Origin of the sequence: Aquimarina algicola (assembly GCF_006443095.1) — a bacterium.
GTDB lineage: Bacteria > Bacteroidota > Bacteroidia > Flavobacteriales > Flavobacteriaceae > Aquimarina > Aquimarina algicola.
On record NZ_VFWZ01000009.1, the window covers coordinates 486,847 to 502,419 of the forward strand.

General features: G+C 31.9%; 12 protein-coding genes. 8 read left to right on the forward strand and 4 right to left on the reverse strand.

Translation table 11 applies throughout. From position 1 onward, the window contains the following. Positions 1–49: 49 nt before the first annotated feature. Positions 50–604 (reverse strand): NUDIX hydrolase, encoded by a 555-nt coding sequence (locus FHK87_RS23820; RefSeq protein WP_140597383.1) that lies wholly within the window; start codon positions 602–604, stop codon positions 50–52. Between the two features lie 152 nt (positions 605–756). Between FHK87_RS23820 and FHK87_RS23825 the strand changes: the two genes are divergently transcribed. From FHK87_RS23825 to acs, 7 genes are all read left to right on the forward strand, one after another. Next, positions 757–1,176, forward strand: a complete 420-nt coding sequence (locus FHK87_RS23825) for an IS1/IS1595 family N-terminal zinc-binding domain-containing protein (RefSeq protein ID WP_140597384.1) — start codon at positions 757–759, stop codon at positions 1,174–1,176. A 122-nt stretch (positions 1,177–1,298) separates the two neighbouring features. After that, on the forward strand, positions 1,299–2,543 hold the full coding sequence (locus FHK87_RS23830; RefSeq protein ID WP_140597385.1) for a hypothetical protein: 1,245 nt from the start codon (positions 1,299–1,301) through the stop codon (positions 2,541–2,543). An 11-nt stretch (positions 2,544–2,554) separates the two neighbouring features. After that, complete coding sequence (locus FHK87_RS23835) at positions 2,555–2,812, forward strand: DUF4212 domain-containing protein (protein ID WP_140597386.1); 258 nt, start codon at positions 2,555–2,557, stop codon at positions 2,810–2,812. Positions 2,813–2,842: 30 nt separating this feature from the next. Beyond that, a complete protein-coding gene (locus FHK87_RS23840; RefSeq protein ID WP_140597387.1) occupies positions 2,843–4,618 on the forward strand; it encodes a sodium:solute symporter family protein in 1,776 nt (591 codons plus the stop codon). Positions 4,619–4,922: 304 nt separating this feature from the next. Next, a complete protein-coding gene (locus FHK87_RS23850; RefSeq protein WP_140597389.1) occupies positions 4,923–7,607 on the forward strand; it encodes a sensor histidine kinase in 2,685 nt (894 codons plus the stop codon). A gap of 36 nt (positions 7,608–7,643) precedes the next feature. After that, positions 7,644–8,009, forward strand: coding sequence for a response regulator transcription factor (locus FHK87_RS23855; protein WP_140597390.1), 366 nt, complete (start codon positions 7,644–7,646; stop codon positions 8,007–8,009). A 102-nt stretch (positions 8,010–8,111) separates the two neighbouring features. After that, on the forward strand, positions 8,112–10,019 hold the full coding sequence (gene acs, locus FHK87_RS23860; RefSeq protein ID WP_140597391.1) for an acetate--CoA ligase: 1,908 nt from the start codon (positions 8,112–8,114) through the stop codon (positions 10,017–10,019). A gap of 92 nt (positions 10,020–10,111) precedes the next feature. Here acs and FHK87_RS23865 read toward each other — a convergent pair whose 3' ends face one another. The 3 genes from FHK87_RS23865 to FHK87_RS23875 all read right to left on the reverse strand — a co-directional run bounded on the left by FHK87_RS23865 (position 10,112) and on the right by FHK87_RS23875 (position 13,995). Next, positions 10,112–10,780 carry a 3'-5' exonuclease gene (locus tag FHK87_RS23865; RefSeq protein ID WP_140597392.1) on the reverse strand — a complete coding sequence of 223 codons (669 nt, stop codon included), beginning with the start codon at positions 10,778–10,780 and terminating at the stop codon, positions 10,112–10,114. A 5-nt stretch (positions 10,781–10,785) separates the two neighbouring features. Continuing rightward, entirely contained in the window at positions 10,786–12,690 is a 1,905-nt protein-coding gene (locus FHK87_RS23870; RefSeq protein WP_140597393.1) for a DUF294 nucleotidyltransferase-like domain-containing protein, read from the reverse strand. A 213-nt stretch (positions 12,691–12,903) separates the two neighbouring features. Beyond that, entirely contained in the window at positions 12,904–13,995 is a 1,092-nt protein-coding gene (locus FHK87_RS23875) for a M42 family metallopeptidase (protein ID WP_140597394.1), read from the reverse strand. 107 nt (positions 13,996–14,102) lie between these two features. On the opposite strand from FHK87_RS23875, the gene FHK87_RS23880 reads away from it, so the two are divergent. Further along, on the forward strand, positions 14,103–14,822 hold the full coding sequence (locus tag FHK87_RS23880; protein WP_226294404.1) for a DUF4294 domain-containing protein: 720 nt from the start codon (positions 14,103–14,105) through the stop codon (positions 14,820–14,822). Positions 14,823–15,573: the final 751 nt, after the last annotated feature.

Genomic DNA, 15,573 nt, shown 5'->3' on the forward strand with positions numbered 1-15,573 from the left:
TTATATAGGCTAAAGCAGAAAGTTACAATAGTTAGTTGTAATAAGTGTATTATTGCAATCGATTTATGATTTCATTAAGAATAAAAAGATAATATGAGTGATCATGAGGAACATATAGTTTTGACTTTTCGGTATCTGCGAGATGATTTTTTAGCATTGTAATAGGAAGTAAAGAGACTTCAGAAACCTCTTCTTGCTGGAGTTGTAATTTATCTATGTTTGAATTAAATTTAGTTAAGTAAATATAATGTAGTTCATGATCATAAAAATTGAGTTTTGGTTGCTTTTTTGATATACGAGTTCCTATTAACTCCAGATCATTGTTTGTTACATGAAGTCCAATCTCTTCCTGAATCTCTCTTATAGCTGCATTTTTAGGTTTTTCGCCAGATGCGATATGGCCAGCAACAGAAATATCCCATAAATCGGGAAATGTATCTTTTTGATGCGCCCTTTTTTGTAAAAGTATTTCTTTCTCTTTTGTATAAAACCAAATATGCACACTTGCATGAAATAAACCAAGACGATGCGCTTCAGATTTTAAAACCGTAGTATTTGTAGGCTCTCCTTTTTCGTCAAGGATATCAATATATTCATCTGCCATTATGATGATTTTCTTATTTGTAGATTAACTTATGTTTTTGAAAGGAATTTAATAAAGAATCTATGTTAAAATTTAAATATTTTTATAATTAATATTAAATAATTGATAAATATTTATTGCTAAAATAATATATTTATGCTAAAATACTATATATGCTAGTCAAAACTTGTCCAAACTGTGGTTCTTCAGAATATATTAAAAGCGGAATTATAAATAATAGACAGCGTTACAAGTGCAAAAGCTGTAATTATTATTTTACAGTAAACAAACTTGGTAAAAAAATAGATGACTATTACGTTAATAAAGCGTTACAGTTATATTTAGAAGGACTAACCTATAGAGAGATTGAGCGTATATTAGGGATTTCTCATGTAAGTGTAATGAATTGGGTAAAAAAGTATAATATCAAAAGACCATATAACTCTCAGTATCATCCTACTTACAAAATATTGAGCTCTTTTGAGTTAGCAAGTTATTTTCAATCTCCTGATAATATCCAAGGGGCAGGGGTTATTGTTACAGAGTTGGGAGATAAGTTTATGCTTATCAAATGGGAGCGTTTTAGAGAATAACTATATTAATTAGCAAAGAACTATACTCATTTTTATCGCTTAACATAATTTTTAGAATTTTAAAATGTGCACAACACTACGCAAGTAGTTCAAATCATTTCATAATCTAAATTCTAAACATCATGAAAAAGCTCATATTACTACTCTTTTTGAGTGGTTTTTTGCTCCCCGATCTCAGTTTTTCGCAAGGATCTCCCGATTATAACGGAGGAATAAAAATCAAATTAGACGAAGAAGGTTCAAAATATATCAGGGTTATTTCCTGGGGTCAGTTTTGGGCACAATACAGAGATGAAGTTCCCGATGATGTAAGCAAAACCAATTTTAGTATCAGAAGAGCACGTATGCTTACATATTCTCAGATCAATAAAGATTTTTTAATACTTACACATTTTGGATTAAATAGTTTAAATGGTGATAATCAAAGTCCAATAGGGACTGGTGATCGATCACAATTATTTTTCCATGATTTTTGGCTTCAGTATAGCTTAGGAAAAGATCATGCGGTAGGAGCAGGATTGCACTACTGGAATGGTATTTCAAGACTTAATAATCAAAGTACATTAAACATGATGACTCTAGATAATAATCGTCAATCATGGGCAACAATAGGATTATCAGATCAATTTGCAAGACATATAGGAGTATATCTCAAGGGTACTTTTGGTAAATTTCAATATCGTGTAGCGATAAATGAAACAGGGACCAATACACTAGACTCTGGGATAGATTTAGCTGACCCGGATTTGAATACCGGTGTTACTCGATATGCAGGTAGAGAATTGTTTGGGTCTAAAGATGCAGGTAAAAACTTTGCAGGGTATTTTGATTATCATTTTCTAGATCAAGAATCTAATTTCCTTCCTTATAAAGTAGGTTCCTATCTCGGCGGAAAGAAAGTTTTTAATGTAGGAGCAGGGTTCTTCTACCATCCAGATGGAAGTGTGATCATAAATGATGATTTAAGTCTTGATGGGCAGGATGTAGCAATATTTGCAGTAGATGCTTTTTATGATGCTCCTCTTGGTGAAAACGGATCAGCAATTACTGCCTATGCAACATATCAAAATAATGACTACGGTGATGATTTTACACTTGGTCAAACATATGAAACAGGTTCAATGCTTTATGGTCATGTTGGATATTTGATTCCTAATACCGATAAGAAAATAAAGTTTCAACCCTATACCTCTTTTAATTACAGGTCAATTGATGCCATCGACGATAATGCAACAACATTTGGTGTCGGGGCCAATGCATATTTTAGTGGACATCATTCTAAACTAACGTTAGAATATCAAAATATAAAGTACGGCGATAATGATGCACAAAGTGTAGTAACACTTCAGGCAATGATATACTTATAAAATTTACAATTATGACAGATAAGCAGAAATCAGTAGCATATTGGAAAGAAAATTTAAAATATCTGGTAATACTATTAACGATATGGTTTATAGTTTCTTATGGGGCAGGTATTATTTTCAAAGATGCACTAAACACGATAAGACTTGGTGGATTCAAACTTGGATTTTGGTTTGCACAACAAGGATCAATATATGTGTTTGTAATCCTCATATTCGTATATGTGCGATTAATGAATAAACTAGACAAAAAATATGGTTACGATGAGTAATCTTAATACAAATTCAAAAAAATAAAAATTATGGGCGTTCAAGTTTGGACATGGATTTTAGTAGGGATTACTTTTGTCATCTACTTTGGAATTGCAATTTGGGCAAGAGCAGGATCCACAAAAGAATTTTATGTTGCAGGAGGAGGGGTTTCTCCATTAGCAAATGGTATGGCTACAGCAGCCGACTGGATGAGTGCTGCTTCATTTATATCGATGGCAGGATTAATTTCCTTTATGGGATATGATGGCTCTGTATTTTTGATGGGATGGACCGGAGGATATGTATTATTAGCACTTCTCTTAGCACCATACCTTAGAAAATTCGGAAAATTTACAGTTCCTGATTTTATAGGAGATCGATATTATTCTAATACAGCAAGAACTGTAGCTGTAATTTGTGCATTAATTGTTTCATTTACCTATGTTGCTGGACAAATGCGAGGCGTAGGGATTGTATTCTCTCAGTTTTTACAAGTAGATATTAATCTTGGTGTAGTTATAGGGATGGCAGTAGTATTGGTGTTTGCTTTCTTAGGAGGAATGAAAGGAATTACCTATACGCAAGTGGCTCAGTATTGTGTATTGATTTTTGCGTTTATGGTTCCGGCATTCTTTATTTCTATGCAAATGACAGGAAATATTATCCCGCAAATAGGTATGGGAGGAACTGTAGAAGATGGTACTTATTTATTAGAAAAGCTAGATGCTTTGCATACACAGTTAGGGTTTAATGAATATACAGATGGGTCTAAAGGTACATGGGATGTTTTTGCTATAACATTGGCATTAATGGCAGGTACAGCAGGGTTGCCTCATGTAATTGTACGTTTCTTTACCGTATCAAAAGTAAAAGACGCTAGAAAATCTGCAGGATTAGCATTATTATTTATAGCTATCTTATATACAACAGCACCTGCAATTGCAGTATTTGCAAGAACTAATTTGATCGAAACTGTTAGTAATAATGAATACGAAAAACTTCCTGAATGGTTTAAAAATTGGGAAAATACAGGACTTATAGCATGGGCAGATAAAAATAATGATGGCAAAATTCAATATGTAGCAGGTAATGCATTAGACGGAAAACCTAAGTATAAAGGAAATGAAAGAGGTCAATATGGAGAACGTCTTGTATCTAATGCTAATGATGCAGAAAATGAATTATATGTAGACCGAGATATTATGGTATTGGCAAATCCTGAGATTGCTAATTTACCAGATTGGGTCGTAGCACTTGTTGCAGCAGGGGGTCTAGCTGCAGCTTTATCTACTGCCGCAGGATTATTGCTAGTGATCTCAACATCAATCTCTCATGATTTAATTAAAAAACAGATCAAACCAAATATTTCTGAAAAAGGAGAACTTCTGGCCGCACGAATCAGTATTGTATTTGCGATTATCGTTGCAGGTCTGTTCGGGATTTATCCGCCAGGATTTGTTGCCGCAGTTGTAGCACTTGCCTTTGGGCTTGCTGCAGCATCATTCTTCCCAGCGATTGTATTAGGGATTTTTGACAAGCGAATGAATCGACAAGGAGCAGTCGCCGGAATGATAGTAGGAATTACATTGATGCTCATTTATATGATTGTATATAAAACAGGATTAATAGGTATCATGGACCCAAGACCAAAATCAGAGTGGTGGTTTGGTACTTCTCCAGAAGGATTTGGTACAATTGCCATGATTGTAAATGTATTCGTATCAGTAATTGTATCACGAATGACTTCGGCTCCGCCAGAAGATGTACAAGAAATTGTAGAAAATATAAGAATTCCAAGTGGTGCAGGAGAAGCAACACATCATTAAAATATAGTAAGAGTTTACAGGTTTTGATATATTGATAAGCCTGTGAGCTTTTATAAAGAAAAATAAAGGTAAAATTGATTAAATTTAGAGAATGAATGTCAAAAATGACTTGATTTTATGAAGAAACGTCATCAACAAAAATTGGTAGTACTCTCAATAGCATTATTGTTTTTATTTAATATTCCTCTAATATTTATGTTTAATCACGTAGAAAGCTTTTTTGGCTTTCCTGTACTATACTTTTTTATATTCTTGATTTGGGCGATTTCGATTTTGATCTCTTATATTATTTTGAATCGATTCTATGAATAGTTATATTTTAATATTCATAATAATAGGATATCTGTTGCTTTTGTTTGGTATAGCCTTTTGGGCAGAAAAAAGAGCAAAAAAAGCATGGGTAAATAATCCATATATCTATGCGCTATCACTGGCAGTATATTGTTCTGCATGGACATATTATGGCAGTGTAGGTATTGCAGCCACTTCGGGAGTTAGTTTTTTGACTACTTATTTAGGACCTGTGATTGCTTTTCCTTTATGGATTATTGTTTTAAAAAAAATCATTAGAATTTCAAAACAACACAAAGTGTCTAGTATAGCAGATTTTATATCGTTACGATATGGTAATGATCGATTTTTGGGCGCATTAGTCACTCTTATCTGTGTATTAGGGATATTACCTTATATTTCATTACAACTTAAAGCAGTTTCAGAAACGTTTGGAATTATTTCTAATGATGTTGTAAACGCTTCAGAGAATATATTTCAAGATTCTACTTTTTATATAGCAGTGCTGTTAGCTGTATTTGCTGCTTTTTTTGGAACTAGGACTACTGATGCGACACAGAGTAAGCAAGGAATTGTTTTTTCGGTAGCAGTAGAATCTATAATAAAATTGGTTTTCTTTCTAGGAGTAGGGATTTATGTAACCTATATTTTGTTTGATGGAACAACCGATATTTATAATCAAATATCGATAGAAAATAATTTTGAATCCTTAACAACATTTAATAGCCTCGAATCAGGAATCAATTGGTATTTTATGATTGCTCTATCATTCTTAGCAATTTTTTTGTTACCGAGACAATTTCACGTTTCAGTTATAGAAAATACAAATCAAAAACACCTTAAAAATGCCATTTGGTTATTTCCGTTGTATCTTTTATTATTCAATGTTTTTGTAATTTTTATTGCCTGGGGAGGAAAACTACAGTTGGGAGATGCAGCCAACCCGGATTACTACTCTTTATTATTGCCATTACAAAATGGAGATATTCTATTGGCAACATTAGTATTTTTAGGAGGTTTTTCTGCTGTTATTTCTATGGTGGTTGTTTCTACACTGGCATTATCAACAATGTTGAGTAATAATTTGATTATTCCATATGGTTTTCTGGATAAATTTAGTAAGAGTCGTCCGGAGCGTAATGCCAATTATATTAAAAATATGCGTCGTATTGCAATCTTTTGTTTGATACTGGGAGCATATTTTTTCTATATTAATTTTAATATTCAATTGTCATTATTTTCGATAGGACAATTGTCTTTTGTAATTATTGCACAATTGGCCCCTTCTTTTTTTATAGGATTGTTTTGGAATAGAGGTTCTTCTATAGCAGCAAAAACCGGTATTCTCATAGGAACATTAATCACAACGTATACACTAGTATTGCCTTTTGTTCTTGATACTTTTTTTAATAATCATAGTTTTATAGAATTTGGTCCATGGGGAATAGAAATGTTAAAACCTTATGCCTTATTTGGAATAGATTTTTTATATCCGATAACACATGCATTTTTTTGGAGTATATTTTTTAATGTACTTACTTATTTGTCTGTTTCTCTTTCTTTTAAAGGAAACTATAGAGAGCGTAATTATGGAGAAATGTTTGTGAATAGTAAATATAATTCATTACAAGAAAATGCTTTTGTCTGGAAAGGAGAAGCCTATGTTTCTGATATTCGTAGAGTATTAAATCGATTTTTGGGCCAAGAGCGTACAGAACGGGCATTAAATTTATTTTATCTTAAATATAATTTACCTAAAAGTGCAGAAAAAGCAGATTCTAGGTTAATTAATTTTTCAGAAAAACTGCTTACTGGTAGCCTAGGTAGTGCTTCTTCTAGAATTTTAATTTCAAGTGTTGTGCAGGAACAACCGGTAACATTGATTGAAGTTTTAGAAATTTTGGAAGAAAATAAAAAGACAATTACAACAAATAAGTTTCTGAAGCAAAAATCTGATGAATTAACAAAACTTACGCAAGAACTCAAAGCTGCAAATGAAGAACTAAAATTACAAGATAAATTAAAGGATGAGTTTCTTGATACTGTAGCACATGAATTAAAGACTCCAATAACATCAATACGAGCAGCATCAGAGGTTTTAATTGATAGTGAAGAGATGCCGGATGAACTCAAGATGCAATTTTTGGATAATATTTTAAAAGATTCAGAACGTTTAGCAAAATTGATTCACAATATACTAGACTTAGAAAAACTAGCATCAGGAAGAGAAATACTAGATAAAAAACTTAATGATATTGGGATCACAATACAAAAAGCAATATCTGGTGTAAATACAATTGCAGAACAGAAAGAGATCAAAATCATTATTCAGAAAACTACTCATGAGTTGCCTGCTAGATATGATGAAGATAGGATTCTGCAAGTGTTAACTAATGTACTGGCAAATGCTATTAAGTTCGTAGAAGAAAAAAAGGGTAGAGTAGAAGTCTCTTTTGAGAAGATACAAGATTACATACGTATTAGTATAGAAGATAATGGAAAAGGTATTCCTGCAGAGGATATGAAATACATCTTTGATAAATTTTATCAGTCCAAAAACCAAAATGTAAAAAAACCTATTGGTAGTGGATTTGGTCTTGCAATAAGCAAACAAATAATAGAAGGCCATAATGGTAGAATCTGGGCTGATACCACTGTAAATCATGGAGCACGATTTGTTATTGAAATACCTGATTAAAGTTGAATAAAAGTCTAAAAATTTAAAAACAACATTTTGAAGAAGAAGATACTTATTGTAGATGATGAACCGAATATCGTAATGTCTTTAGAATATTCATTCAAAAAAAAGGATTTTGAAGTTTTTATAGCCAGAGATGGTAGTGAAGCGATAGAAATACTAAAATCCAAAACTCCCGACGTAGTATTGTTGGATATTATGATGCCGAATGTAGATGGATATCAAACCCTTGAGTATATTAAGTCTAATCAAGATACCAAGAATATAAAAGTGGTATTCCTAACAGCCAAAAATAAAGAAGCAGATATACAAAAAGGAATTCATATGGGAGTAGATAAATATTTAGTAAAACCGTTTTCAGTCAAAAAAGTAATTGCAGAAGTAAATGAATTGATTGTATAAAAGTATAGAGCTTTAATCCAAGATATAAAACATACTTTTTAATCATGCTTATTACAAAATAAAATATAAATAAACATACCGATAATATAAATTAAACTAAAAATGAGTAATTATCACATAAAACATCTAGAAGAATATTTTCAAGTTTATAGAAAATCAGTAAGAGATCCGGAGACGTTTTGGTCAGAAGTAGCAGAAGAACACTTTATATGGAGAAAAAAATGGGATAATGTTTTAAGTTGGGACTTTACAAAACCAGAAATTAAATGGTTTGAGGGAGCAAAACTCAATATTACCGAAAATTGTATAGATAGACATTTGCGCAATCGCGGTCATAAAACTGCAATCCTTTTTGAACCTAATGACCCAAATGAAGATGCGCAACATATCACGTACAAACAATTGCATGAGCGCGTATGTAAATTTGCAAATGTATTAAAAGAACAAGGGATCAAAAAAGGAGACAGAGTCTGTATTTATTTACCTATGATTCCTGAATTGGCAGTTTCATTATTAGCTTGTGCAAGAATAGGAGCTGTACATTCTGTTGTATTTGCTGGTTTTTCGGCCACAGCACTATCAACGAGAATTAATGATTGTGAAGCAAAAATGGTAATCACGTCAGATGGTTCGTATAGAGGATCAAAAACAATAGATTTAAAAGGTATTGTAGACGAAGCTTTAGAGGAGTGCTCTACTATAGAAAAAGTATTAGTTGTAAAGCGCATTAAATCAGAGATTAATATGAAAGAAGGTAGAGATCTTTGGTTACAACCATTATTAGATGAAGCATACAAAGATTGTGTACCAGAAATAATGGATGCAGAAGATCCTTTGTTCATATTGTACACATCAGGTTCTACAGGTATGCCCAAAGGAATGTTGCATACTACAGCAGGATATATGGTATACACAGCCTATACATTTAAAAATGTATTTCAATACAAAGAAAATGATGTATACTGGTGCTCTGCCGATATTGGGTGGATTACAGGGCATAGTTATATAGTATATGGCCCTCTTGCTAATGGGGCTACATCAGTAATGTTTGAAGGGGTACCAAGCTATCCTGATTATGGACGTTTTTGGGATGCAGTTCAAAAGCATAGAATTACACAGTTCTATACAGCACCAACTGCAATACGAGCATTAGCAAAAGAAAATTTGGATTTTGTAACCAAATATGATCTTTCAAGTTTACGAATACTAGGAACTGTAGGAGAACCAATAAACGAAGAAGCCTGGCACTGGTACAATGATCATGTTGGAGAGAAAAAGTGTCCAATTGTAGATACATGGTGGCAAACAGAAACAGGTGGTGTTATGATATCTCCAATACCATTTTCTACACCAACCAAACCTACATATGCAACCTTACCAATGCCTGGGATTCAACCTGCATTAATGGATGAAAATGGTTTGGAAATAAAAGGGAATCAGGTAGATGGTCGTTTATGTATCAAATTTCCATGGCCATCGATGGCAAGAACTATATATGGAAACCATCAGCGATATAAAGAAACATATTTTTCAGCCTTCGAAAATAAATATTTTACTGGTGATGGAGCTTTGAGAGACGAGGTTGGTTATTATAGAATTACTGGTAGAGTAGATGATGTAATTATCGTTTCTGGTCATAATCTTGGTACAGCACCAATAGAAGATGCTATTAATGAGCATCCTGCTGTAGCAGAATCCGCTATTGTAGGATTTCCGCACGATGTAAAAGGAAATGCACTATATGGATATGTTATATTAAAAGAAACAGGAGAATATAGAGATCGCAATAACCTGAGTAAAGAGGTAAATCAACAAATTACCGAAAGAATTGGACCTATTGCTAAACTTGACAAAATACAGTTTGTACCAGGGCTTCCTAAAACAAGAAGTGGTAAAATTATGAGAAGAATTTTACGTAAAATAGCTTCAAAAGAAACTAGTAATTTAGGAGATACAAGTACGTTATTAAACCCGGAAATTGTACAAGAAATTATGGACAACGCTTTGTAATATCAAAGTGTTTGGATGTTGTGACGAAAACCTCGTAAGTAAGTTCTTATGAGGTTTTTTACTTTTTAGATGTATGATCTAAAAAAATATTATTACAACAACCCTCTTCTATTTTGACCAAAAAATAAATCTTTTAGAGTGATCTTTCTTTCTTTTTTTAATAAGGCGATAATTTTTAAGAAAATCAGAGAGGTGATATATGCATCACCAGAGGCAGTATGTCTATCATGCATGGCAATATTAAAAATATTACATAATTTGTCTAAAGAGTACCTCTGATTATGTTGATTACAAAGTTTAGTTTTTTTGAATAATATCTCTGTGTCCAATGTTTTGTTCTTCAATTTTGGTAATTGAAGTCTTGCTAATGCATTATTAATCATTGTGAGATCGAATCTGGTATGATGCGCTACAAGAATTGAATCTTTGATATATTCTAGAAAGAGTTGTATAGCTTCCTTTTCAGAAACCTTGGTAATATGACCTTGTTTTAAGATACCATGAATTTTAACGGTTTCAGGATTAAAAGTATCTTGAGTAATATACATCTCAAAACTATCTGTAATATCTATAACATTACCTGTTAAACCAATAGCTCCGATGGATAGTATTCTATCTGTTTGAGTATTAAGACCTGTAGTTTCTGTATCGAAAATTACAAAACGAGTAGTAGTAAGAGTATGCGCTGTTTTTGAATTGAAGTTTTTATGATATTCATTCCAAAAATCAGGATAATCTTTATGTTTTAACCAATTTAGCATAGATTTTACAATATTTGAGAAAGCTTGAAACGTACCTGAATTAGTTCTTGGATATCTTTGATAGGTTTAAAACAGCCTTTTAATTTTAGCCGATCTAGTTTGCTAAGCGATTTTAAATCAATAAACCTCCCCGAATTACCATGTGATAACCCTTGTTGGGTTCTGAATCTTAATAATATTTTAAAAGCATTAGCACAAGATTCATACAAATCTTTGTTTTGTGGTTCTAATTCTGCCAGTTTTTGATAACGTAAAATAGTATTATTTTGATTTTTTATAGCGTGAGAAAGAATAAGTACTCTCGCGGCATCAACGATAGGCATAATAGCTCTGGCCTTTATATCAAATTGATTTTTATGAATACCGCTATGTTCTACTAAAAAGTGTTTGAAAAAACTAAGAGGGGGAGGGTTTTTGATCGCATTTAGACCTAAGAAATTTAAAAAAATCTCATATCTTTTGATAGATTCAAAAATACTATCAGAAAGAGTGTTTGTTAAACCTTGATGACCATAGATAATCTGATAATCAAAAAAGATTGTAGAAAGTAAAATCTTGTCTTCATTTGGTACAGTTATCCAATTATTAAATTGCTCCTTCCATTCTTTTAATGATAAACACCATTTGGAATTGTTAGCCATCATTTTAGCAGGGCAATATTCAAAACCAATTTGCTTAAGTTTAGTTGTGATTTTTTCTGATAATAAAAGAAAGTAATTTTTGGTTTCAGAATAGTTGTTGTCAGAAACATCATCAAATAATAAGGCATTGTCCTGATCTGTAAACAATAATTGTTCGCTTCTGCCTTGACTTCCTAATGTAAGCCAACTAAATGCTACTGGAGGCTTTTTGCTCATCTCTTCGATAGACAATTGTATAGCTCTTTGCATAACACTTCTGTTTATCGCAGAAATAACTTTAGTAATATGAAAAATAGGCATGTTTTGATTCAAATACCCTTCAAGATATCGATGGGCTTTGTGTCTAATATCCCTTAGTTTGTCTGTAGTAATGGCTCTTTTGGTTTCTTTGATTAATGCCGATGGATTATTTCCTTGTAGTACGACAAGGTCATGCTCAGATAAAATCCCAATAAGATTAGACTCGGTAGTACCATCTTCAGTAATACAAAGATGAGTGATTTTATGCTGCAACATGGCAATTTGGGCTTCTGATACAGAAATATTTTGAGGATAAGTAATTACAGGAGAAGACATGATATCTGCAACACAAGCTTCTATCAAAACTTTGCCGGTCGCAATTTTTGTACGTAAATCTTTATCTGTAATAATGCCAATAGGTTTATCATCGTTGGTCACTATAATAGAACCTACTCTTTGGTTAGTCATGATTATAGCAGCATCTTTTATACTTGTTTCGATAGAACATATAATAGGTTTTTTAGAAAAACTAGCAGATTGTACTTCATCAAAAGTGTTTCTGTGTAACGTATTTACATTAGCAAAGAGAGTTCCTTTCTCTTGATTAGAATAAGGATTTCTGGTATTTGTGGCAAAAGTTGCCAGTAAAAATTTATTGGCCTCTATATTGGTTTGGATTACTTCTTCTAATAATTTTGAAGAAATGCTGTATACAATACTTTCTTCTATAGCTTGCGCATCAAGAATATAATTGCCTTTTCGAATTAACGCTCTAAGTCCAAAAATATCACCTTCGTCACATTTGTCAACTAAGGTGTTGAGTGACCTGAAAAGACCAACAGCACCGTCTTTTACAATATAAAAATGATCGTGTATTCGTTCTTCCTGTTTAAAAAGATATGTGTGCTCTTCAAGATAAATGACCTTTACATTTTGCGAAATAGTATAAAGTTGTTCTTGAGTTAAAAAATGAAAAGGAGGATAATTTTTTAAAAAGTCAAAAACTCTTTCAGCTATTGTGTTTTTCATAATAAGCTCAATTAACGATGTTTGTACTTGAATCACCTATTATTAAAAATAGCTATTTTTTATGATTACAATACTTAGAGTTTCGATTATTTTTTAATCTAAAAAAAGCGAGATTACCAATGCTTAAATGATTTTGTAATCTCACTTTTTGAAAATAATTTATTTAAGTCACACACTGGTCTTTTTAAGAGTGTGCAAAAAATGAATTGAATATTATTTTTCGAAATAACTAAATGTATCTCCCGCCTTTATATTAAGCAAACTTTCATAAATCAGTTTGATAACATTTTCAACATCATTTTTGTGTACCATTTCTACAGTTGTATGCATATATCGTAGTGGCAAAGATATTAGTGCAGAAGCCACCCCTCCATTACTATAAGCAAAAGCATCTGTATCAGTTCCTGTCATTCTACTTGATGCCATACGCTGAAAAGGTATTTTTTTTGATTCTGCAGTATCAATCAAAAGTTCTCTTAATCTGTTTTGTACTGCTGGAGCGTAAGAAATTACAGGGCCATCACCAATTTTTGTTTCACCTTGTGTTTTCTTTTCGATCATAGGTGTTGTAGTATCATGGCAAACATCAGTCACGATAGCAACATCTGGTTTAATAGTCTGTGTTATCATTTCTGCGCCTCTTAATCCTATTTCTTCTTGAACAGAATTTGTTATATAAAGACCAAAAGGTAACTTCTTTTTATTCTCTTTAAGCAAGCGAGCTACTTCCGCAATCATAAAACCTCCCATTCGGTTATCAAGAGCTCTACACACAAATTTATCTTTGTTTAGAATAAAGAACTCGTCAGGATAGGTGATAACACATCCAACATGTACTCCTAGCTTAAGAACTTCTTCTTTTGTAGAGCATCCTACATCAATACAAATATTTTCAAGAGAGGGAGCTTGTTCTTTACCAGATTTTCTAGTGTGAATAGCAGGCCAACCAAAAACACCTTTTACAATACCCTTTTTGGTATGAATATTAACACGTTTAGACGTGGCAATTTGATGATCACTACCACCATTTCTTATTACATAAATCAAACCGTTGTCAGTAATATAATTTACATACCATGATATCTCATCAGCATGCCCTTCAATAACAACTTTATATTTTGCTTTTGGATTGATTACACCTACAGCAGTACCATATGTATCAGTAATAAAATCATCTACATAAGGTTTTAAATGATCCATCCATATTTTTTGGCCCTCCCATTCATATCCAGTAGGAGCAGGATTATTTAAATAGTTTTCAAGAAAAGTTAAAGATTTTTTATTAAGAATGCTTTTTTTTGCCATTGTATTTTAATTGTTTATTGCTAAAATAATAATATTCACATTCATTTTACAGTTTACAAAGTGTTAATTACTAATTTTGGAATAGTTTTGGTCATACTTTAAAACTTATGTTTAAATATATATTACATACTATATTATTTATGATGATTGCCCTCTGGCAGACAAAAGTAAGAGGACAAAATCCAAGAGATACGTCTAAAGTAGATACTTCGGGATATGTACAGTACTATATAGTAAAAGGAGACACTATTTTGCATGATGCTATTGATCTTGATGAAGTCATAATTCTAGGAAAACTAAATTTTAAAGATAAGCTAGCAAGACGTAGATACCTTATTTTAAGACGTAAAACTCGAAAAGTATATCCATATGCAAAACTAGCTTCAGAACGATTGACAACATTGAACGAACGATTAGAAAAAATAGATTCTAAAAGAGAAAAAAAGAAGTATATTAAAATGCTTCAAAAATACATGGAAGGCGAATTTACGGCTCAACTCAAAAAGCTCACCCGTACAGAAGGACAAATACTTGTAAAGTTAGTTCATCGTCAGACCGGAAAAACTATGTTTAAGTTAATTAAAGAATATAGAAGTGGTTGGAGAGCGTTTTGGTATAATAATACAGCACGATTATTTAAAATTTCATTAAAAGAAGAATATAACCCTATAGATGTAGAAGAAGATTATTGGATAGAAGATATTTTACAACGTAGTTTTCAGGCAAATATTCTAGAAGAACAAAAATCTGCATTGAATTTTAGTTTTTATGATCTCAGAAATAAGTGGACAGATTCTACAGAGGCAACCTCTTCAAGAAATAAATAGATATATTTTTATGGATGGGGCATTTTAATATTATATTATAGAAAAGTAAAGTCACAAGCAAGGAAAATATAGTATTCTATTTACTCATGAAAATATTTGATTACTTAAAAAAGAACTAAAAAGTATTTTTATGTCGATTAATTTTTTTAATTTAGTTTTCTATCTTTTTTAAAATCAGATATTTCAATTTTTTTTTCAAAAAAACACAATTTTTTTTGTTGTTGATTTAAAAAAGGGTTGTATGTTTGCACCCGCAAAACGGGATTTGGTTTTGCGTTGTTCATATAAGATTTGATAGGTTTGTTACCGGGTATTTTTAGGATTTGTTTTCGGAAATATTTTTTTTGAAAAAAAGTTCAAAAAAGTTTTGGTAGTAAAAAAAAGGGTTTTATATTTGCACCCGCTTTAAGGAACAAGCGTAGAGCTAAAGCGGAATAAGCGTTCATTTACAAGATAAAATAATATACAGGAGTAGGGGTTAATTTGTAGCTTCATTGGGTTCGATTCCCGGTTATTAACAAGAGTGATTACCTTCGATATTTATCGTTAGGGAGATTACTGAAAAAGTTCATAGACATATTGATTGACAGCGCGTATTTTAATTTAAGATGTTATTACATTTTAGATGAGATACAGAATTTAAGCAAAAGACTAATTTTCATTAGCAGTTATGATTATAATTCCTGTTGTTTAGTTGAATAATATTTTACGAAACAACGATGAAGAGTTTGATCCTGGCTCAGGATGAACG

Bases quoted from the DNA above. Each gene is read 5' to 3' on its own strand.
- FHK87_RS23820 (WP_140597383.1), bottom strand. From the start codon at position 604: ATGGCAGATGAATATATTGATATCCTTGACGAAAAAGGAGAGCCTACA.
- FHK87_RS23825 (WP_140597384.1), top strand. From the start codon at position 757: ATGCTAGTCAAAACTTGTCCAAACTGTGGTTCTTCAGAATATATTAAA.
- FHK87_RS23830 (WP_140597385.1), top strand. From the start codon at position 1,299: ATGAAAAAGCTCATATTACTACTCTTTTTGAGTGGTTTTTTGCTCCCC.
- FHK87_RS23835 (WP_140597386.1), top strand. From the start codon at position 2,555: ATGACAGATAAGCAGAAATCAGTAGCATATTGGAAAGAAAATTTAAAA.
- FHK87_RS23840 (WP_140597387.1), top strand. From the start codon at position 2,843: ATGGGCGTTCAAGTTTGGACATGGATTTTAGTAGGGATTACTTTTGTC.
- FHK87_RS23850 (WP_140597389.1), top strand. From the start codon at position 4,923: ATGAATAGTTATATTTTAATATTCATAATAATAGGATATCTGTTGCTT.
- acs (WP_140597391.1), top strand. From the start codon at position 8,112: ATGAGTAATTATCACATAAAACATCTAGAAGAATATTTTCAAGTTTAT.
- FHK87_RS23865 (WP_140597392.1), bottom strand. From the start codon at position 10,780: ATGCTAAATTGGTTAAAACATAAAGATTATCCTGATTTTTGGAATGAA.
- FHK87_RS23870 (WP_140597393.1), bottom strand. From the start codon at position 12,690: ATGAAAAACACAATAGCTGAAAGAGTTTTTGACTTTTTAAAAAATTAT.
- FHK87_RS23875 (WP_140597394.1), bottom strand. From the start codon at position 13,995: ATGGCAAAAAAAAGCATTCTTAATAAAAAATCTTTAACTTTTCTTGAA.
- FHK87_RS23880 (WP_226294404.1), top strand. From the start codon at position 14,103: ATGTTTAAATATATATTACATACTATATTATTTATGATGATTGCCCTC.